The organism is Erythrobacter sp. F6033 (assembly GCF_023016005.1).
Taxonomy (GTDB): domain Bacteria; phylum Pseudomonadota; class Alphaproteobacteria; order Sphingomonadales; family Sphingomonadaceae; genus Erythrobacter.
Genome location: NZ_JALKAZ010000002.1, coordinates 298,657 through 315,826, shown reverse-complemented (window position 1 = coordinate 315,826; position 17,170 = coordinate 298,657). Strand labels below are relative to the sequence as shown.

Here is a 17,170-nt window from a genome sequence, read left to right as displayed (position 1 = left end):
GTTGGCCGAAGAATCAGAGCGCGTCTTCTTCGACAAGCCGTCTGAGTAAGCGCTGTTCTAATTCGTCGATCTGTCCATCCTGGTCGATCGCGCTGTCCAGCCACCCTTTTTCATTCGCAGTAACCGCGTGGCCAGCCTCTGCATCGGCATAGTAATCGTTCTGCGGGCCATCGGTGCCATTCAAATGCTCCATGGCCCAGCCTATGCGCTGCCCGAGACCGACTTTGCTCTTCGCCATTGCGCCGAGGAACGCGGCATGGCCTTTGCTTTCTGCTTCGACAAATTTCACGAGCTCCAGCTTTCGCTCGTGGCTCAGCTGCGCGTTGTCGAGGACGAACCCGCGTAGGTAATTGGCAATGCCGTCCACAAACAGATCGGCCCAACCAGCATCGTTTTCGTCTTCAAGGGTTGCGTCTTTGATCCGAAACAGAAGTTCGGCGTCAAACCGGCTGACAGCAGCAGGGCCGTAACCGCCGCTTGAAAAGATCACGCGGCGCAGAATTCTGACTTCCGCGGCGCTGACATGTGTTGCTGATAGTTCACCGCCGCAGCGAGTCGGACCAGTGCCAGTCATCACTTCGCGTTCAATTTGCTCAAGCAGATAGTTCTTAAGGCGCTCCGGTACATTTTCCGCGCGTTCTACAATGCGAACCAGCGTTTCTAGCTCAACGAGGCTATCAACCACGCCGTCATGATCAACCTGCGCGATTAGCCATTCGGCTTCTTCGGCGTTGCATTGCTGGCGCGGCTGGGTGCCGTTGAGAACATATTCGCCGATGGCTTCCACGAAGAAGTCGCACCATTCACTGTCGCGTTCATCCAGCACATTGTTGATGGCAAATAGGGCTTCCGCCTCTTCGCGGGTGATGATCCCATCGCCCCAGCCCTGACGGCGAAGGCCAAGAAGTTCTTCTGGCGATACAACACCATCGGCGGCGGCGCGCTGCGCCAGTTCGGTGAAATGTGTGGTCATGGAACTGCGTCAAACCTCATAAAAATCCAAGGAGGGTATGACACAAATGTACTTAAGACCCGGTTACCGTGCCTCGACTTCGCCCAGACACTGGCTTTTGTCGATCGCACGACCGCCGCTGCGCATGCGCGCTTCGATATGGGTCGCCACCGGCTCTGTGCCCGCCTGCAAGGGGTAGAGGTAGATGTCGAGCACGCAGCTTTCACCTGTGAACTGCAATTTGCGAGAATCGCCTTCGGTTAGGTCAATTCGCGCCTCGCCAAGGCGCGATAGCAAACGTGATGCAGGCGCGCCGATTATGCTTTCAAGACCAGCTTCCCGGTCAACTGCTGGTCGACGAAATGTTTCGGTTGGCTGGTTGTTCGGCGGTGCCGAAGCGTTTGGCGGGACATAGGTGGCTCCCGATCCGGCCGAACAAGCAGAGATCGAAAGCAATATAACGGGCAACATCACACTACGCATGACCCAATTCCTTTCGGCGCATCGCATCATGGGCAAGGTGCGTCCCTGCCGCTGCGCCGACCACCGGAGCGATCAGGTTGAGGAACGGGACCAGCATCATCGCCGCAATCACGCCGCCCAGCATCAACCTGTCACTGCCCTTGACCGGACTTGCCTTGCGCTTGCCGCCAGTGTGGCGGAGCCAGGCCATATCGGTAAGTTCCCGTCCGAGCAGCACCGCATTGACCAGCAAGAATACGACTGCCGGACCAAATGCAGTGAAGATAAGCACAATCGCGAAAGGCAGCGCGAGCAGATTGAACCCCAATGCGCGGCCAAGCCCGCGAACCGAATTTGCAATATCCTGAGGCAAGGGCAGCGGCTGCGCTTTATCGGCAAGATCGGGATAATGCTTTGCCTCCACCGCAGCGACGATTTTGTCGGCAAAGAACTGCAAGACAGCGAGCGCTACAACGCGGAACAGAAACCAGAATGCGATGATCGCGATGATTGCCGCCGCCGCGGCTTGCGCCATGCCGCCAGTTTCCCAGCCGTTCCAAGCAAAAAACCACTCAAGCCCCAGATACAGCCCAAAACCGGCCAGCACGAACAACAGCACCGTGATCCCGATGCTTTTTGCCGCGACGCGCATGATTGCCGGGTCGCTCAATTGGCCAAACGCTTTGGAAAGAGAGGCGAGGACCGCGTTCATAGGACTGCGATGGTGTGCCGCGCCTTCGAAGTCAAACGCGAAACAGCCACTCATCCACCCCTTGGCGTCTCCTCCGGTTCCGGCTAGGCGGTCGCGAACTTCAAACACTTCTCATGACAGGACGCCTTTTTGTGACAGACCCACGCTATGATGTGATCGCTATCGGCAATGCCATCGTCGATATTATTGCCAGTTGCGAAAATGAAACCATTGCCGAGCTTGGCCTCAATCGCGGCGGAATGACGCTTGTGGATGCAGATGGCGCTGACACGCTCTACGCAGCAATGGGTCAAGCGACTGAAAAATCAGGCGGTTCGGCCGCCAACACGCTGGCGGGCCTTGCACAGCTCGGCACGCAATGCGCCTTTATCGGGCAGGTTGCTAATGACCAGTTCGGCGAAGTGTTCGCCCACGATATTCGCGCGGCTGGCATCGATTTTGACACGCCGATGCGCGAATCTGAGCCGCCTACGGGCCGCTGCCTCATCTTTGTGACGCCGGATGGCGAGCGGACGATGAACACCTTCCTTGGTGCGGGCCAGTTCCTGCCCGCCGCTGCGCTGGACGAAGATCTGATCGCCAGCGCCAGCATCCTTTATCTCGAAGGGTATCTGTGGGATCCCGAAGAACCACGCCGTGCGATGCGCCGGGCAATCGACGTTGCAAAAGCGGCAGGTCGCAAGGTCGCTTTTACCGCCAGTGAAAGCTTTGTGATTGATCGGCATGGCGATGATTTCCGTGCGATGATCGAAGACGGCGTGATCGACATTTTGTTCGTCAACGAAAGCGAACTCGCGACGCTGACTGGCGAGGATGATTTCGAAGCGGGTATTGCCGCGATTGCTGGCAAGGTGCCGGTACTGGTCGCGACCAAAGGCGAGAAGGGTGCTGTTGCGATTGCACACGGAGAACGCGCCGAAGTCGCCGCCGAGCCGGTCGCCAAAGTGATCGACACAACCGGCGCAGGTGATCAGTTTGCGGCGGGCTTCCTATCTGGCTTTGTCAAAGACGCAGCCCTGGAAACCTGCCTGAAACGCGGCGCAATCGCCGCTGCCGAAGTGATCTCGCATTACGGCCCGCGTCCGGAGACCGACATGCAGGCACTGATGGCTGAAAAGCTGTAGGCACCACATGACAAATCGGCGAAGTGTCATGCGGTGCCTACATGGTATTTCGCCTGTAATTCATGAAGTTAGCGATGTTGGACACAGGTGACATATGTCCAACTGAAACGCCCGCATTGTGAGCGGGGAAGCTGACGATTTGAAAGAGCCGCGCGCAGGTTAGCGCCGCTCATCGAAGTAGGAAAATCACTGCTCTGGCTCATAATCGTCGCTCTGCAGCGTGAGCATGTAATCGGCGATTTGCTTGGCTTCCCCTTCAGACAATTCAAACTCCATCTGGAGCGGATAATTGTGCGCGTTGAGCAGCCAAGAGTTCATCGTCTTTTCATTCAGACCTTCGCGATTGGCGATGGCATCAAAGCCAGGGGCTTCCGGGTTGGGCGAGATGAAGGGTGCTTCCACCCCGTGGCAATCGCCGCAGACCCCTGCGATAAGGGAGGGCGGCGATCCGGAGCCAGCAGTTTGTGGACTCGGGTGCGGCTGACACCCAGCAACCGCTAGTGCGGAGACGATTAGGGCGACGGTGCATAGGCCTTTGGACTGGTTCATGCGCGCAATAGAGCATGAGCCGCGTGGGGCCTCATTGACTCAGATCAATTTTGCGGATTTTCCCGCTCAACTTCGCGCCAGCCGATGTCCCTGCGGCAAAACCCGCTTTCGAAGCTGATCGCATCGACGGCTTCGTAAGCCGACTTTTGCGCCGCCGTAACACTCGTTCCGCGCGCAGCGACATTCAGCACTCGGCCTCCATTTGCGACCAGCGCGCCGTCTTTCATCGCCGTGCCCGCGTGGAAGACCTTGGCGCCGCTTGCTTCAGCCTCGCCCAGTTCAATAGCGCCGCCCTTTTTGGCACTTGCTGGGTAGCCCTCCGCCGCCATCACCACGGTTAGGGCGGTTTCCTCGGCAAACTGCGCTTCAACGCTGGCCAATTCTCCTTTGGCGCAGGCGAGCATGATTGCGGCAAGGTCACCCTGCAGGCGCATCATCAGGACCTGACATTCTGGATCGCCAAAGCGGCAATTGTATTCGACCAGCTTAGGCCCCTGATCGGTCAGCATTAGGCCGGCATAAAGCACTCCCGAATAGGGCATGCCTTCGGCGCGCATTGTGTCGACTGTCGGGCGAATGATTTCGTCAATCGCGCGCTGTTGCAGCTCTGGTGTGAGGACGGGTGCGGGTGAATAGGCACCCATACCGCCGGTGTTCGGGCCTTCATCCCCTTCGCCAACGCGTTTGTGATCCTGCGCCGTGCCAAATGGCAGAATCGTCTCGCCATCGGTCAGGACAAAGAAGCTCGCTTCCTCGCCTGTCATAAACTCCTCGATCACCGCTTTTGAACCCTCTACAGTGTCCATTTTGTCAGTACCGAAAATTTCGATAAACGCGTTGCGTGCGGCGTCATTGTGTTCCGCGATGAACACGCCTTTGCCTGCTGCCAGCCCGTCCGCCTTGATGACATAGGGTTTCTCAAAGTCGCCAAGGGCATCGAGCCCTTCGCGGTAATTGAACACTTCTGTGTAACGCGCAGTTGGGATATTGGCGCGGTCGCAAAGCTGTTTGGTAAAGCTTTTTGACCCTTCCAATTGCGCCGCGGCTTTGTCGGGGCCGAACACCGCAATGTTTGCCGCGCGAAGACTGTCGCCGAGGCCGTCGACCAAGGGCGCTTCCGGCCCGATCACCACCAGATCAATCGCGTTTTCCTGACAAAAACCGATGCATGCGTTGTGATCGCTCGCATCCAGCGTCAACAGCTCCGCACACTCGGCAATGCCGGGATTTCCGGGGGCAGCAAACAGCCGGGTTAGCGTAGGGGATTGCGCCAGCTTCCATGCCAGCGCATGTTCGCGTCCACCCGATCCAAGCAAAAGGACATTCATGGCTCGCGCCCCCTCAAATTATGACGATTCCGAATCTGGCGGTTTGGTAGCGCGAGAGCGTCAGGGCGACAACGCCGAGCCGCTGTCGATCACCGAGATTTCGCAGGCGCTGAAACGCAGTGTCGAGGATCGTTTCGGTCACGTGCGTCTGCGCGGGGAATTGTCCGGTGTAAAGCGGGCCGCATCTGGCCACCTTTATTGCGCGCTCAAAGACGACAAAGCCGTGCTTGATGGCGTGATGTGGCGCGGCAATACGAACCGCATGGCCTTCGTGCCAGAAGACGGGTTGGAAGTGATCGCGACGGGCAAGCTGACGACCTATCCGGGCCGGTCAAAATACCAGATCGTGATGGATAGCCTTGAGCTGGCGGGTGAGGGCGCTTTGCTGGCTTTGCTGGAGAAAACCCGAGCGCGGCTGGAGGCGGAGGGGCTGTTTTCCCGGGAGCGCAAACGCGCTTTGCCCTATCTGCCGCGCACTATCGGTGTGGTTACTTCGCCGACCGGATCGGTTATTCGCGATATCCTGCACCGGCTGGCGGATCGCTTTCCTAGCCATGTCGTGGTCTGGCCTGTATTGGTTCAGGGCCAAGGCGCAGCAGAGCAGGTTTCTGCAGCGATTAGAGGGTTTTCCGAGCTTCCACAGGGCGGTGCAGTGGCGCGCCCTGATGTCGTGATCGTCGCGCGCGGTGGCGGTTCGATCGAGGATTTGTGGAGCTTCAACGAAGAGACGGTGGTTCGAGCGATAGCGGAATGTACCATTCCGGTTATTTCGGCTGTCGGGCATGAGACTGATACGACCCTTGCAGACTACGCGGCCGACCGGCGCGCGCCAACACCGACAGCAGCAGCCGAAATGGCCGTTCCGGTGCGGGTCGATCTGGATGCGACATTGGCAGACTTCGCCGCGCGCCAACGCCGCGCTGTCTATCGTCCTGTCGAGCTAGGCCGCGAGCGGTTGGAGGCGCGGGTGCGCCGTTTGCCAAAGCCCGAACAGGTTCTTCAGGCGCAATCGCAGCGGCTCGATGAGGCATCCGAGCGATTGCGACGCGGATTGATGGACCGCGCTGGACAGGGGCGTGAACGCCTCGCTGGAGTGGCCTCGCGGCTATCGCCGAACGCACTAAAACGCGCGCATAGCGATGCAAAGCGGCGGCTTGATAATGCCCGATTGGTTCGCGGATTGGTCGAGCGCCCGCTGGCGAATAAACGCGATGCGCTTGCATCCCTATCGCGATTGGCAGAGCAACTTCATCCAGAGCGGCCTCTGGAGCGCGGTTATGCGATTGTCCGCGATGCCTCCGGAAAGGCGCTAACGTCAAAGGCGCAGGCCGAGCGCGAGGCGGCGCTTAAGCTTCAATTCAAGGATGACATGCTTGAAGTGACGACAGGTGCTTCGCCCTTGGCTTCGTCATCGCCCAAGCCAAAACGCGCGCCAAAACCCAAACCTGCCACCGGAACTCCGCCGCAGCAGAACGATTTGTTTGACTGAACCCACGATGTTAGAGACCTGACCCATGTTGATGTCCTCCGGCGATAAAGCCGCCAAACTCCATTATGGCCCCTCTGCCTTCCGCGTATTGCGGCCCGGCCAACACGTCTATTGCGCCGTTTCGGGCGAAGTCATTCCGCTTGAGGAGCTGCGTTATTGGAGCTCCGAGCATCAGGAGGCCTATGCCTCGCCGGAAATCGCCACGCGCCGTCTCCTCGGCGAAGGGTGAGGCCCATGGCATTGAGTTGGATTGCCTTGGCGCTGGCTTGCGCGACTTCCGGCTGTGGAGGCGTCCAAATCGCTGAGCCTATTGAAGCCAGCGCGTCTGAAACCGATGCAAAACCTATAGCGTTCGCGGATGCTCAGGAGGTGATTTACATCCCGCCGCCTGAGCCGAGCATTCATCCTGTTATGAATTTTTCGTATTCTGGCGAGCTGACTCAAGGTGGCTATATTAGGGGTTTGGCTCCTACCGGAACTACGGTTGTGTTGTTGGACGGTCAGGAAATACCTGTTGGTGATGATGGCTTGTTTTTCGCCGCGTTCGATCGCGATAGTGCTGAAGAGCTCCTCTTAATGGCTCACGGCGCCATAATTGTGAAGAAGACCCTCAAGATCGCTCCGCGCAAATGGAACATCCAGCGGGTCAATGTCGCCAAGCGCGGCGGTGGCAGCAGCGAGGCATGGTGGAAGAAGCGCGAGCCGGAATGGCTGGCGATCAAAGGCGCGCGCGAGAAGGTCACCGGATCGACTGGCTGGCAGCAGGATTTTGTCTGGCCGGTGAAAGGGCGCATATCCGGTCATTTCGGCCGCCAGCGCATCTATCGCGGCGAACCGGGCAGCTATCATTCGGGCATCGATATCGCGCCGGGCAACGGTGTGCCGTTTGTCGCGCCCGCTGACGGTGTAGTGGTGCTCGCTCGGACGGGTTTCAGCCTTGAGGGCAACATTATCATCATCGATCATGGCGCGGGCCTCAACAGCGCGTTTCTTCACGCGTCCAAGCTGGCGGTGAAAGAGGGACAGACGGTCAAACAGGGCGATTATATCGGCAATGTCGGCTCGACCGGTCGCTCCACCGGGCCCCACCTGCACTGGAGCCTGAAATGGAACGATGCCCGGCTTGATCCCCTGCTGTTTACCGGCCCGATGAACTGAGATGAGCAGGCGCCGCCGCGTATTTGCGGCGATCATGATCGCCTGCCTTTGCGCGCCGGGCACTTTCCTGCGCACGCCCGTTTCGTGGGAACCGCCCGCCGAAATCAATGCCGAACAGATTCAGACTTCGGGCGAGACGGATACGCCGGGATGGAGCGTCGAGGGCGTTTGGCATTATGAGGGCGAAAGCCTGATATTCGGCGGGTTCTCCTCGCTGATTGCCCTTCCGGATAACCGCCTCCTCAGCCTGTCTGATCGCGGCGCGCGCTTTAGCCTGACCGAACCTGATCAGCCCAATCCCAAGGCAAGCGTGATTCGCCAAACTCTCGCCGTCGCCGGGCCAACCATGCTTGCCGACATAGAGGCCGCGACGCGTGATCCCGAAAGCGGTACCTATTGGGCGTCATTAGAGAACAATCACGGCATTCACCGTTTCACCGCCGACCATACTCCGACGGGCATTCTAAAGCTCGATGCAAAAGCGCTTGGTTGGTCGAATAACACCGGTGCAGAGGCAATGACCCGCCTGAATGACGGGCGGTTTGTTGTGATCCCGGAGGGCCGCCGCACCGGCTTGATCTATTCCGATGATCCTCTTGGAGAGGAGGCCCACACCACCTTCGCCTATCTTCCGCCGGTTCCGGGCCATGCGACCACCGATATGGTGCAGTTGCCCGATGGGCGGATTGTGCTGTTGCTGCGGAACCTAGCGCCGTCCGTCGGTATTCCGCCGTTTGAGAGCAAGTTGGCCATCGGGCCGGCTCCCGAAACAGGCAGCGAGGATACCTGGGCACCGCAGGTCACGCTCAATCTGGCAGGCGTGATCCCGCGCGAAAATTACGAAGGGATTGCTGCACGCGCTCTACCCGATGGGCGTGTCGCGATCTGGCTGATCTCGGATGATAACCTGTCGGTTATGCAGCGCACATTGCTGGCAAAGCTGATCCTCGATCCGGACACAATCGGCGAATAAGGTAGGCCGCCGCACCGGAAACGCAAAAGGCGCGCGGAGCGAACTCCGCACGCCTTTTCGCATATCGCTTTAGCCGTAAGGCTTAAGAAGCGGCAGCCGCTTTCTTAAGTTCACGCTTCACTTTTTGAGCGCGAGTCGAAAGCTTTTCGTCTTTGGTTTTGAGCAGCCAGTTATCGAGACCGCCATTGTGCTCAACCGAGCGCAGACCGTGCGTCGACACGCGGAATTTGAAACCACGATCAAGCTTTTCGCTCAGCAGCGTGACGTTCTGCAGGTTTGGCAGAAAAACGCGCTTGGTCTTGTTGTTGGCGTGGCTGACATTGTTGCCCACCTGGCGACCTTTGCCGGTCAGTTCGCAAATACGCGACATGTTATCTCTCGTCTGTTCACGGTTACGGGCCGCACGGATGATTCGGCGGACCAAAAGCTCGGGTTATCCCGGGAAGCGGCGCACTTAACCCCGCACTGGCGAATCGTCAAGCAAAGTTGCGCGTGTGGGCCTGCATCGCTAGCGCGGTGACTATGACCAGATGGCCGATCCCGCAACCGATGCAGATAGCGCTAGACGCCGCACATGACGCTGCGCAGGCTGATGAGGTGCCCGTTGGAGCGGCGGTGGTGAAGAACGGTGAGGTTATCGCGGTGGCTGCCAATGCAACCCGCACACCGCCCGATCCGACCGGTCACGCAGAAATTCGCGCGCTACGGGAAGCTGCGACCAAACTGGAAGACGAGCGGCTGACGGGATGCGATCTCTATGTCACGCTTGAGCCCTGCGCGATGTGCGCAGGAGCCATCAGCCACGCACGGATTGCAAGGCTGTATTACGCCGCGAGCGATCCCAAAGGCGGCGCGGTGGAGCACGGCTCACGGGTTTTCGAACAAGAGCAATGCCTTCATCGCCCAGAGGTCTATTCGGGCATGGGAGAGGGTGAAGCGGCAGAATTGCTAAAGGCGTTTTTCAAGGAACGGCGAAAATAATGGCGCAGCGGTGATACAGAGATCGGGTCAGCTACAATCTCAGATTAGGCTTCCAGCCACGCAATCGCTTCGTCCTGCTCATCCAGTTCATAGCAACGCAGCTTCGGCTTAATCAGCGGATCTATGAGGCCTGCCATGTTTCTGATCCATTTCGGCCCGCCGACAATTGCATAACGATCCAGCTGCTTCATCAATTCAAGCTTGGCTGAAAAAACTTGCTTGCTGAACATCGTGTCTGCATCAAATCCATGCCAATTGCGGATGACGAGCATCAAGCGTGAGCAATCGGATGCGGCGAACCGGGAGCGGATCATGGCCGTTCCGCGTTCGGATTCTTCGCGGTCCAGCCTTCCCGATATCTCATATGCCGCGATGTCGGGTTTGCCGAGGTCGAGTTCGCGGACCGCGCCAGTATGTGCGCCGTCGGCTCCCTCTTTGATCCAAGCGACGGCTGCGTCTACTTCATCCTCGTCATACACTTCGTAGGTGACACCGGGCAGCAACGCGCTTTCAATCCGGGCTCCGGTCCGCACCCAATCATTGTCTGAGATGATTGCGATCCGATCGAGGCCGTACACCCATTTGAACAGGGTTGGCATGTGGGCCAATTCGATTGCTACGGCGGAAAACGAGAAATCGGTAACCGCTGTTAGGTCAATGAGGACGTTTCCACCGCCGCCCACCGCATTGCACTCACCAGCGAAATCGACAAGCCGCTGAGCATCTGCCTGAAGGAATTCACCCATCACAACCATGTGATGCGCCTTGCCGGAGAGTTTTTCGATGTTGATCATGCTGACTCGAATATTGCGATTCGCAAATCCGCGCCTTGATCTGAATCAATTTGCCTTCACAACCCCCGCCAGATCTTCGCTTTGACACCATCCCTCGCACCAAAGCGTCTGTCATCGCAGCGCGTAGGCCTGAAGCGTTTCCCGTAACAAATGCGCAGTTCCTGCAGCCAACCACGACTGTTGAGCTTTACGCCCACCGCGCTGGCTGAAACACTGGGATTAGCATCGGCAAAGGCTTTGCGGATGCGGCCCGCGGTCAAATCATCTTCGCGGCTGATCCGGTCATAATCAGGAATTCGGTAGCTATCCCACAGGATGCGCGTAACTTTGAAATAGGTCTCCGGCTTTTTGACCATACAGCTGCCGTGCTTTGCCCATTGGCGCGCTGCGAGGCGGGCCGAGGGCATCATGCACATGTTGCGGCGGAGTTCCTGCGGGGTGAGAACACCGGGCGCGCGGCACCATTGCGGCCAGCTGCCATTCGCGCTTTGCGGCCACAAACCATGCACCACCAGGCCAAACCGCCCATTGTCGCCCGAACACTGGACTTTGTGAGAGCGGCTGTCTTGGCGCGGCTTGCAGAACTCCGGCGACCAGCTGAGCGCCATTGTGTAGCCAGTTACCGGCAGATTGCGCGGACGGCTATCCGAGGAAATCTGCGGTACGCTGGCAATATTGGGCGCGCGGCATTGATAGGCCTGAGCGGCGAGCTGGCCAGGTATCGCCAATGCCGCAATAGCGAACAATTGAGCCGTGCGAGTCATTCGAATGTCGAGATGTCCGTGTCAGGCTTGCCTTTGTTCGCAAACCAAGCGGCGGCATCCGGCAGCAGAAGGTAAACCACCGTTGCAATCTGCAGGAGCGATAGTCCGATCGATATGATCACTTCATCCATCGGCAGCGCGAAAAGGCCGCCAATAGTCATCAGCACGCCGAGCCCTGTCAGCACGATGTAAATCCAGCGGGCGACATTGTTCGCTTTGCGTGAAGTCAAATACCAGAGCAGGATCGATATGCCGTAAGCGAACAGCAGGCCCACAATCAGCGATCCGATGAGAATGCTTCTGACCATTGGATCGTCGCCGAATTCGGCTGTGTCCAGCTCAGCAAAGATGCTGTTCCATGTGTAGGCCAGATAGAGCAGACCCAAGATCATCGAGATCCAGAACAGCTTGTCGAACATGATGATGGATTTGGGTTTCATAAGTTCTTCTCTCACTGCAGATCATTCGAATATTTCAGGGTCTGCTTCCTTCGCAGAAAACCAGTCATTGGCACCCTTTGTGAAGAGCAACGCGACCGCTGCAAGCGAAATCGATTGTCCCGCGAGCATTCCGGGCAAGGCATAGAGCGCGGGAAGGTTGGTGAGAAGCAATACCGCCTTCAATCCCGCCATGCAGCCGACGAAGACGCGAGCAAAGCGGCTGGCGGCCACCCAGACCAAAGCAATCGGGATCAGCTCAATGGTGAACCATGCCGAGCTTGTCACAATGGTCCAGTCGCGGTTCCAGTCGAGCCCCAAGCCAAGCGAGCGCAGAAACTCCTCTTGCGCGGGCAGATCGAACAGCGCGACAGACAGATTCCAGAGCGCTAGGATCAACAGGATGCCCGCGAACAGATTGATGGACCAAGGCCGGGGACCTTTGGCAATCCTCACAGCGGCGTGAAATCCAGCCCGACATCGGCGGCGGGGGCGCTTTGCGTGAGCCGGCCGACGGAGCAATAGTCAACGCCGCTCGCGGCCTTTGCCTTGATCGTATCGAGATTGATCCCGCCGCTTGCTTCGGTGGCGGTGCGGCCTGCGACGATGGCGACCGCATCTTTAAGGACATCCGGTGACATGTTGTCGAGCAACAGGTGGTGCGCGCCCGCTTCGATAGCAGGTTCGATCTGGTCGAGCCGGTCGACTTCGCAAATGATCGGTTTGACGCCTGCATCGCGCGCGCGCCGCACCGCTTCGCCAACACTGCCAGCGACCGCGACGTGGTTGTCTTTAATCATGGCGGCATCCCACAAGCCCATTCGGTGGTTCTGCGCGCCGCCCATGCGGACCGCGTATTTCTCCAGCACGCGCAGCCCGGGAAGGGTCTTGCGTGTGTCGAGCAAAGTGCAATCGGGGTTGTCCATCGCATCGACATATTCGCGCGCCATGGTCGCAATGCCTGAGAGGTGTTGCACGATATTGAGCGCGCTCCGCTCTGCGGTAAGGAGCGCACGAGCATTGCCCTTAAGCCGCATCAGGTCGGTGCCTGAATTCACACTGTCGCCGTCAGCGACAAGCGTTTCAATCTCAACGCCGGGATCAAGCGAACGGAAGAACGCTTCGGCCAACGGTAAGCCCGCAACCACTACAGGATCGCGACTGTCCATCACGCCTGAAAAGCGTGCATCGGCGGGGATCACGCTGGTCGAGGTGACATCCGCCCCGCCGCCTTCAAGGCCGACGCCGAGGTCTTCATCAAGAGTTTCGCGAACAAATTTGTCGAGGTCAAAACCGAGGAGTGTGAAAGCCATGAGATCGGGTTTGGCGGAGTCGTTTGCTTTGCGCAAGCGGAGGAGTTTTTTGTTTTTCGCTTCAAGCGCCAGCGTTCGCATCCGCTCACTTGGCTGCGCGCCATCAGGCGCGACGCCCCGTCGGGCTTGCGACGCCTGCGGCGTCGAACCGGTGCCAAATTGGAAGGCTAGCGGCGAAGATCGGTCGCAAAGCGACCGCAAGGGCGACGGCCCGCCCGCAGCGGGCGCAGCTCTGCTGCGCATCTAGCGAGGACGAATGCGCGGATGCGCATTCGCAAAGCCTTAATGCACGAAACGCGCGACCACATCTCTGTAAGACCGCGAAACTTTCACTTCTGCGCCGCTATCCAGCACGAGGAAGCATTCGCCATTGGTGTGCGGCTTCACCTGACGCACTTGGTCGAGATTGACGATTGTCGAACGGTGGACGCGCTGGAATTTGCGCGGATCAAGGCGCCGCTCCAGATCCTTCATCGTCTCGCGCAGGATCAGCGAGTTGTCGCCAGTATAGATGCACATGTAATCGCCCGCCGCTTCGATATGCTCGATGCTTTCAACCTCGACGCGGAAAATCTGGCCGCGATCTTTCACGTTGATCAGTTTTTCAAAACGATCCGCTCCAGCATCATCGCCCTCGCTGAAATTGGCGGCGCGGTCTGGTGCGACCTCGGCCAGCACGTCGAGCAATTTGTCGGCATCTTCAGACGATTTCTTCTCGGCAATGCGTTGGCGCACACGCTCGATTGTGTCGGCGAGCTTGTCCTCATCCACCGGTTTCATCAGGTAGTTGACGGCGTTGGCTTCAAACGCGCGGATCGCGTGTTCTTCATAAGCGGTTACGAAAACGAACAGCGGGGGTTCGATTTCCATCACGCCTTTGACGACGGAAAATCCATCAAAACCGGGCATTTGAATGTCGAGGAAGACAAGGTCGGGTTTTTCGGTCTTGATCTTGCGGATGGCTTCGCGGCCATTCGAGCAGGTTTCGATCACTTCGACGTCTTCAAAAGGTTCGAGCCGCACTTGCAGGCCCTGAATAGCGAGTTTCTCATCGTCGACGAGGATGGTGCGAATAGTCATAACTATGATCCAGTGGCGCGTTGGGGGTTTAATTCTATGACGTTGCTGGCATCGGGGGGTGATCCAGCATCGTCTGCTTCGGGGTTGTCGGGCGTAGCCTCTCTTAAAGGCTGATATGGGATTTCGATCATAACTGTGAAGCCGCCGCCGGGCTCAGAGCGTGTCTCGAAGAGATGGCTGTCGCCATAAGCCTGCATCAAACGGTTGCGGATATTGGCGAGGCCGACACCCGTCGACACGGTCTGACTGGGCGAGGGGTTGCCGAGATGGTCAATCATCGTGTTTTGCATCGGCCCATCAACGCCGGGGCCGCTATCTTCAACAGTCATGCGAAGCCGCTCGCCAACGACGCGTGCGGTCACAGAGATACGTGCGCCTTCCTCTTGCGGGCTGACCGCATATTTGATCGCGTTTTCAACCAGCGGCTGAAGCAGCATCGAAGGCAGGCATGCCACGCGGGCCTTTTCTTCAATCTCAAAATGGGTGCGCAGCCGCTCTTCGAACCGCATACGCTCAATATCGAGATAGAGGCCAAGGGTCTCGACTTCCTGATCGAGCGTCACCTGACTGCCAGGTTCAGCAATCAGCGTGTGGCGAAGAAAGCTTGAAAGCCGGGTAAGCATCGCGTTTGCGGGCTCGGTTTGTTTGAGCAGAACCAACGTGCTGATTGAATTCAGCGTGTTGAACAAGAAGTGGGGATTCAGCTGGTACCGCAGCATCGCAAGCTGGGCTGCGGTGGTTTGCGCTTCCAACCGCTCCAGCCGGTCGGCCTGTTGCTCAACCGTCAGGAAGTAATTGATCGCAAAATACAGCGCGCTCCACGCGCCCAGCAGTGTTAGCGGAATAAACGACAAGCCGATGAACCGCTGCGCAAATGTCGCCTCGCGCGCATCGCCATAATAAAGAACCTGAACCCAGGCATCTATCGAAGCGTAAACGATCACTGCACCGATCAGGACCAGCACCGTGCCGCCCCATGTGACCAAAGGACGGCGACCGATCAATTGGCGATAGATAACCGAGAGAACCAGACTGATAGAAAAGCCTGAGATAGTCATAATCAGGATCAGGATTAGCTGGCTGTATGGCAATCCATTGGCGGCAGCATTCACCGCGCGCAGCAGAAACGCACCGCCCCAGCCGGCCAGCTGGAGATTCCAAAAGGCGCGGTTTTTGCTCGCGAAAAACGGTGCTGGCTGAATTTGAAGCACTGCCATATTCTTTACCCATAGCTCAATTTTAGCCGGTTAGCAGTGTGTTTTGCATGGATCGGCGCAGGTGCGCACCGGCTGGGCGCAGGTTTTGCTGTTTAGCGCGGCTCTATTGGCTCGATCAGGCGCTCGAACTGGGCGGACCAATCGGCCTTCCCGCCGGCTTCAATCAAGGATTGAATGCGCGGCACTTCGGCTTCGACAGCTCTGGCGCGCTTTTGCCAGGAATCGTGCGATCCGGGCAGGAGAAACGCACCGCCGCTGCTGGGTTGGTATTCGCGAAAGAACTGGGCGGCGGCGGCAGGGTCATAGCCAGCATTGGCGAGCAGCCACGGCATCAATTTGTCAGCTTCGCGTTCGGTTGCGCGGACATTGCGGCGCTTTCGCCCGTTTTTATCGAGCCAATCGCGATGACCGAGCAGGTTGTGTGCAAGCTCATGCGCGACAGCCGCGGCGAACAGCTCTTCGACATAAGTGAAGCCGTAAAAGCGCGAGCCGATCACCACACGTTTGCCATCGGCCACGGCGCGTTCGCCCTCGCCCGACAATTCGAAACGGGTTTGGCAAACGGTCACGGGTTTGATTGTCTCGGTCGAAGCATCGCTGAACCGGAAGGTTATTTCACCGTCGCTTTCAAGCGTGGCATCAATGGCATCATGCGCGCGGACCAGCCGCTGCCAGTCGAGGCGCGGCTTGGCTGACCATTCACCAAAGCGGAGGTCGTCAGCCGCTACGATTTCGCGGTTACGGGGAAAGGCACCGGACTGCGCGGATGGCGATCCTTGTGCGGCGGTTTGCACCGCGAAGTCAGCTATCAAGTTAAGCGCACGGCGGGCGATATCGGGCGAGCCATAACTCGCCATATCCTGCAATTGCAGACCGATGGAAGGGGCAGTGCGGGGGCAAAAATCGGCGTTAGCGCGCGCAAGCTTCCAGCCGACATCCTGCAATCTTTGATCGAGCTCTTGAAACTCTTCGATCGCGGCGCGCTCTGCGGCGTAGTCGACCGCTCTGCGATCAAACGCAGATGCGAGCGCCGCCGTGGCGAGCAACGCAGCGCCAATTCCGCAGATTGCGAAACTGCGGATCATCAGCTTTCGATTTCGTCGAGCGCCTCTTTCAGCGCTTCGTATCCGACCATTCCGCCCATTGCGTTGTCACCAGCGATCCAAGCGGGAGTTCCGCTAAAACCGAGCGAGCGGGCGAAACTGAGATTCTTGGCAAGTTCTACCGAAACCGCATCAGAGGCCGCATCATTTCGTGCCCGGTCGAGATCCAAACCCACTTCGATAGCGGCAGCTTCGATGGCTTCGGGAGTGGTCGGGCCCAGTTTGAACATCGTTTCGTGAAATGCGGCGTATTTGCCCTGAAGCCCGGCAGCCAAAGCCATTCTTGCGGCGGCATCGCTGCCTTCGAAAATCGGCCATTCCCGCATCACAACCTTCAAATCGGGATCTTCCGAGATCAAGCGGTTCACATCAGCCAGGCTCGCTTCGCAATAGGGGCAATTGTAGTCTGTGAATTCCACCAGCACTCTGCTGCCATCCGGATTGCCCATAACCGCGCCGGGAAACGCCTCGTAAATCTCGTCCCCTGCTTTGGCGAGCCGTTCACGCGCTTGATTATCCTGCAGCGCCATCGCCATTTCTTCGAGGATTTCTGGATTTTCTACCAAGTACCCGCGCGTGCGGTTGTCGGCGAGGCCCGCCAAAGACCACACCCCAGCGCCCAGAAAGCCGAATACGAGCGCCAACAGCGCGGTGAGAAGCGAAGTACGCATGCCGTTTTCCATGTTGGTGACTAGTAACGTGGCCTATTCAAAACGCCAGCAGATCATATCTGC

21 protein-coding genes are annotated in these 17,170 nt (G+C 58.2%); 6 read left to right on the top strand and 15 right to left on the bottom strand.

The window, feature by feature from the left end; all coding sequences use genetic code 11:
• Window positions 1-13: 13 nt before the first annotated feature.
• From MWU39_RS13575 to MWU39_RS13565, 3 genes are all read right to left on the bottom strand, one after another.
• A complete protein-coding gene (locus MWU39_RS13575; RefSeq protein ID WP_247160713.1) occupies window positions 14-973 on the bottom strand; it encodes a hypothetical protein in 960 nt (319 codons plus the stop codon).
• 63 nt (window positions 974-1,036) lie between these two features.
• Entirely contained in the window at window positions 1,037-1,435 is a 399-nt protein-coding gene (locus tag MWU39_RS13570; protein ID WP_247160711.1) for a hypothetical protein, read from the bottom strand.
• A complete protein-coding gene (locus MWU39_RS13565) occupies window positions 1,428-2,234 on the bottom strand; it encodes an EI24 domain-containing protein (RefSeq protein WP_247160709.1) in 807 nt (268 codons plus the stop codon). The genes MWU39_RS13570 and MWU39_RS13565 overlap by 8 nt, the downstream gene beginning before the upstream one ends.
• A 5-nt stretch (window positions 2,235-2,239) precedes the next feature.
• On the opposite strand from MWU39_RS13565, the gene MWU39_RS13560 reads away from it, so the two are divergent.
• The gene (locus tag MWU39_RS13560; protein ID WP_247160706.1) at window positions 2,240-3,250 is read left to right on the top strand and encodes an adenosine kinase; all 1,011 of its coding nucleotides are present in this window, start codon (window positions 2,240-2,242) and stop codon (window positions 3,248-3,250) included.
• 186 nt (window positions 3,251-3,436) lie between these two features.
• Here MWU39_RS13560 and MWU39_RS13555 read toward each other — a convergent pair whose 3' ends face one another.
• Both MWU39_RS13555 and purD read right to left on the bottom strand, forming a co-directional pair.
• The gene (locus MWU39_RS13555) at window positions 3,437-3,799 is read right to left on the bottom strand and encodes a hypothetical protein (RefSeq protein WP_247160704.1); all 363 of its coding nucleotides are present in this window, start codon (window positions 3,797-3,799) and stop codon (window positions 3,437-3,439) included.
• A gap of 44 nt (window positions 3,800-3,843) precedes the next feature.
• Window positions 3,844-5,127: a phosphoribosylamine--glycine ligase gene (gene purD / locus MWU39_RS13550; RefSeq protein ID WP_247160702.1), complete on the bottom strand. Its 1,284-nt coding sequence runs from the start codon at window positions 5,125-5,127 to the stop codon at window positions 3,844-3,846.
• Here purD and xseA point away from each other — a divergent pair.
• The 4 genes from xseA to MWU39_RS13530 are packed head-to-tail and all read left to right on the top strand — an operon-like array spanning window position 5,126 to window position 8,747.
• Entirely contained in the window at window positions 5,126-6,616 is a 1,491-nt protein-coding gene (gene xseA, locus MWU39_RS13545; RefSeq protein WP_247160700.1) for an exodeoxyribonuclease VII large subunit, read from the top strand. The two genes, purD and xseA, sit on opposite strands and share 2 nt — an antisense overlap.
• A gap of 25 nt (window positions 6,617-6,641) precedes the next feature.
• A complete protein-coding gene (locus MWU39_RS13540) occupies window positions 6,642-6,845 on the top strand; it encodes a DUF2093 domain-containing protein (RefSeq protein WP_247160699.1) in 204 nt (67 codons plus the stop codon).
• A 5-nt stretch (window positions 6,846-6,850) separates the two neighbouring features.
• Window positions 6,851-7,774: a M23 family metallopeptidase gene (locus MWU39_RS13535; protein ID WP_247160697.1), complete on the top strand. Its 924-nt coding sequence runs from the start codon at window positions 6,851-6,853 to the stop codon at window positions 7,772-7,774.
• A 1-nt stretch (window position 7,775) separates the two neighbouring features.
• Window positions 7,776-8,747: an esterase-like activity of phytase family protein gene (locus tag MWU39_RS13530; RefSeq protein WP_247160696.1), complete on the top strand. Its 972-nt coding sequence runs from the start codon at window positions 7,776-7,778 to the stop codon at window positions 8,745-8,747.
• Between the two features lie 82 nt (window positions 8,748-8,829).
• On the opposite strand, the gene rpmB is transcribed toward MWU39_RS13530, so the two are convergent.
• Window positions 8,830-9,117 (bottom strand): 50S ribosomal protein L28, encoded by a 288-nt coding sequence (gene rpmB, locus MWU39_RS13525; RefSeq protein WP_247160695.1) that lies wholly within the window; start codon window positions 9,115-9,117, stop codon window positions 8,830-8,832.
• 152 nt (window positions 9,118-9,269) lie between these two features.
• Between rpmB and MWU39_RS13520 the strand changes: the two genes are divergently transcribed.
• Window positions 9,270-9,728 carry a nucleoside deaminase gene (locus tag MWU39_RS13520; protein ID WP_247160694.1) on the top strand — a complete coding sequence of 153 codons (459 nt, stop codon included), beginning with the start codon at window positions 9,270-9,272 and terminating at the stop codon, window positions 9,726-9,728.
• Window positions 9,729-9,772: 44 nt separating this feature from the next.
• Here MWU39_RS13520 and MWU39_RS13515 read toward each other — a convergent pair whose 3' ends face one another.
• The 9 genes from MWU39_RS13515 to MWU39_RS13475 all read right to left on the bottom strand — a co-directional run bounded on the left by MWU39_RS13515 (window position 9,773) and on the right by MWU39_RS13475 (window position 17,107).
• Window positions 9,773-10,522, bottom strand: a complete 750-nt coding sequence (locus tag MWU39_RS13515; protein ID WP_247160693.1) for an STAS/SEC14 domain-containing protein — start codon at window positions 10,520-10,522, stop codon at window positions 9,773-9,775.
• Between the two features lie 56 nt (window positions 10,523-10,578).
• The gene (locus MWU39_RS13510) at window positions 10,579-11,286 is read right to left on the bottom strand and encodes a ribonuclease T (protein WP_247160692.1); all 708 of its coding nucleotides are present in this window, start codon (window positions 11,284-11,286) and stop codon (window positions 10,579-10,581) included.
• Window positions 11,283-11,726, bottom strand: coding sequence for a hypothetical protein (locus MWU39_RS13505; RefSeq protein ID WP_247160690.1), 444 nt, complete (start codon window positions 11,724-11,726; stop codon window positions 11,283-11,285). Before MWU39_RS13505 ends, MWU39_RS13510 begins: the two co-directional genes overlap by 4 nt.
• Before the next feature lie 21 nt (window positions 11,727-11,747).
• Complete coding sequence (locus MWU39_RS13500) at window positions 11,748-12,179, bottom strand: hypothetical protein (protein WP_247160689.1); 432 nt, start codon at window positions 12,177-12,179, stop codon at window positions 11,748-11,750.
• The gene (gene nadC, locus MWU39_RS13495; protein ID WP_247160687.1) at window positions 12,176-13,036 is read right to left on the bottom strand and encodes a carboxylating nicotinate-nucleotide diphosphorylase; all 861 of its coding nucleotides are present in this window, start codon (window positions 13,034-13,036) and stop codon (window positions 12,176-12,178) included. The genes MWU39_RS13500 and nadC overlap by 4 nt, the downstream gene beginning before the upstream one ends.
• Before the next feature lie 282 nt (window positions 13,037-13,318).
• The gene (locus MWU39_RS13490; RefSeq protein ID WP_247160685.1) at window positions 13,319-14,116 is read right to left on the bottom strand and encodes a LytTR family DNA-binding domain-containing protein; all 798 of its coding nucleotides are present in this window, start codon (window positions 14,114-14,116) and stop codon (window positions 13,319-13,321) included.
• 2 nt (window positions 14,117-14,118) lie between these two features.
• A complete protein-coding gene (locus MWU39_RS13485) occupies window positions 14,119-15,333 on the bottom strand; it encodes a histidine kinase (protein WP_247160684.1) in 1,215 nt (404 codons plus the stop codon).
• A 92-nt stretch (window positions 15,334-15,425) separates the two neighbouring features.
• Window positions 15,426-16,418, bottom strand: a complete 993-nt coding sequence (locus tag MWU39_RS13480; RefSeq protein ID WP_247160683.1) for a hypothetical protein — start codon at window positions 16,416-16,418, stop codon at window positions 15,426-15,428.
• Window positions 16,418-17,107 carry a DsbA family protein gene (locus tag MWU39_RS13475; RefSeq protein WP_247160682.1) on the bottom strand — a complete coding sequence of 230 codons (690 nt, stop codon included), beginning with the start codon at window positions 17,105-17,107 and terminating at the stop codon, window positions 16,418-16,420. Before MWU39_RS13475 ends, MWU39_RS13480 begins: the two co-directional genes overlap by 1 nt.
• Window positions 17,108-17,170 lie beyond the last annotated feature (63 nt).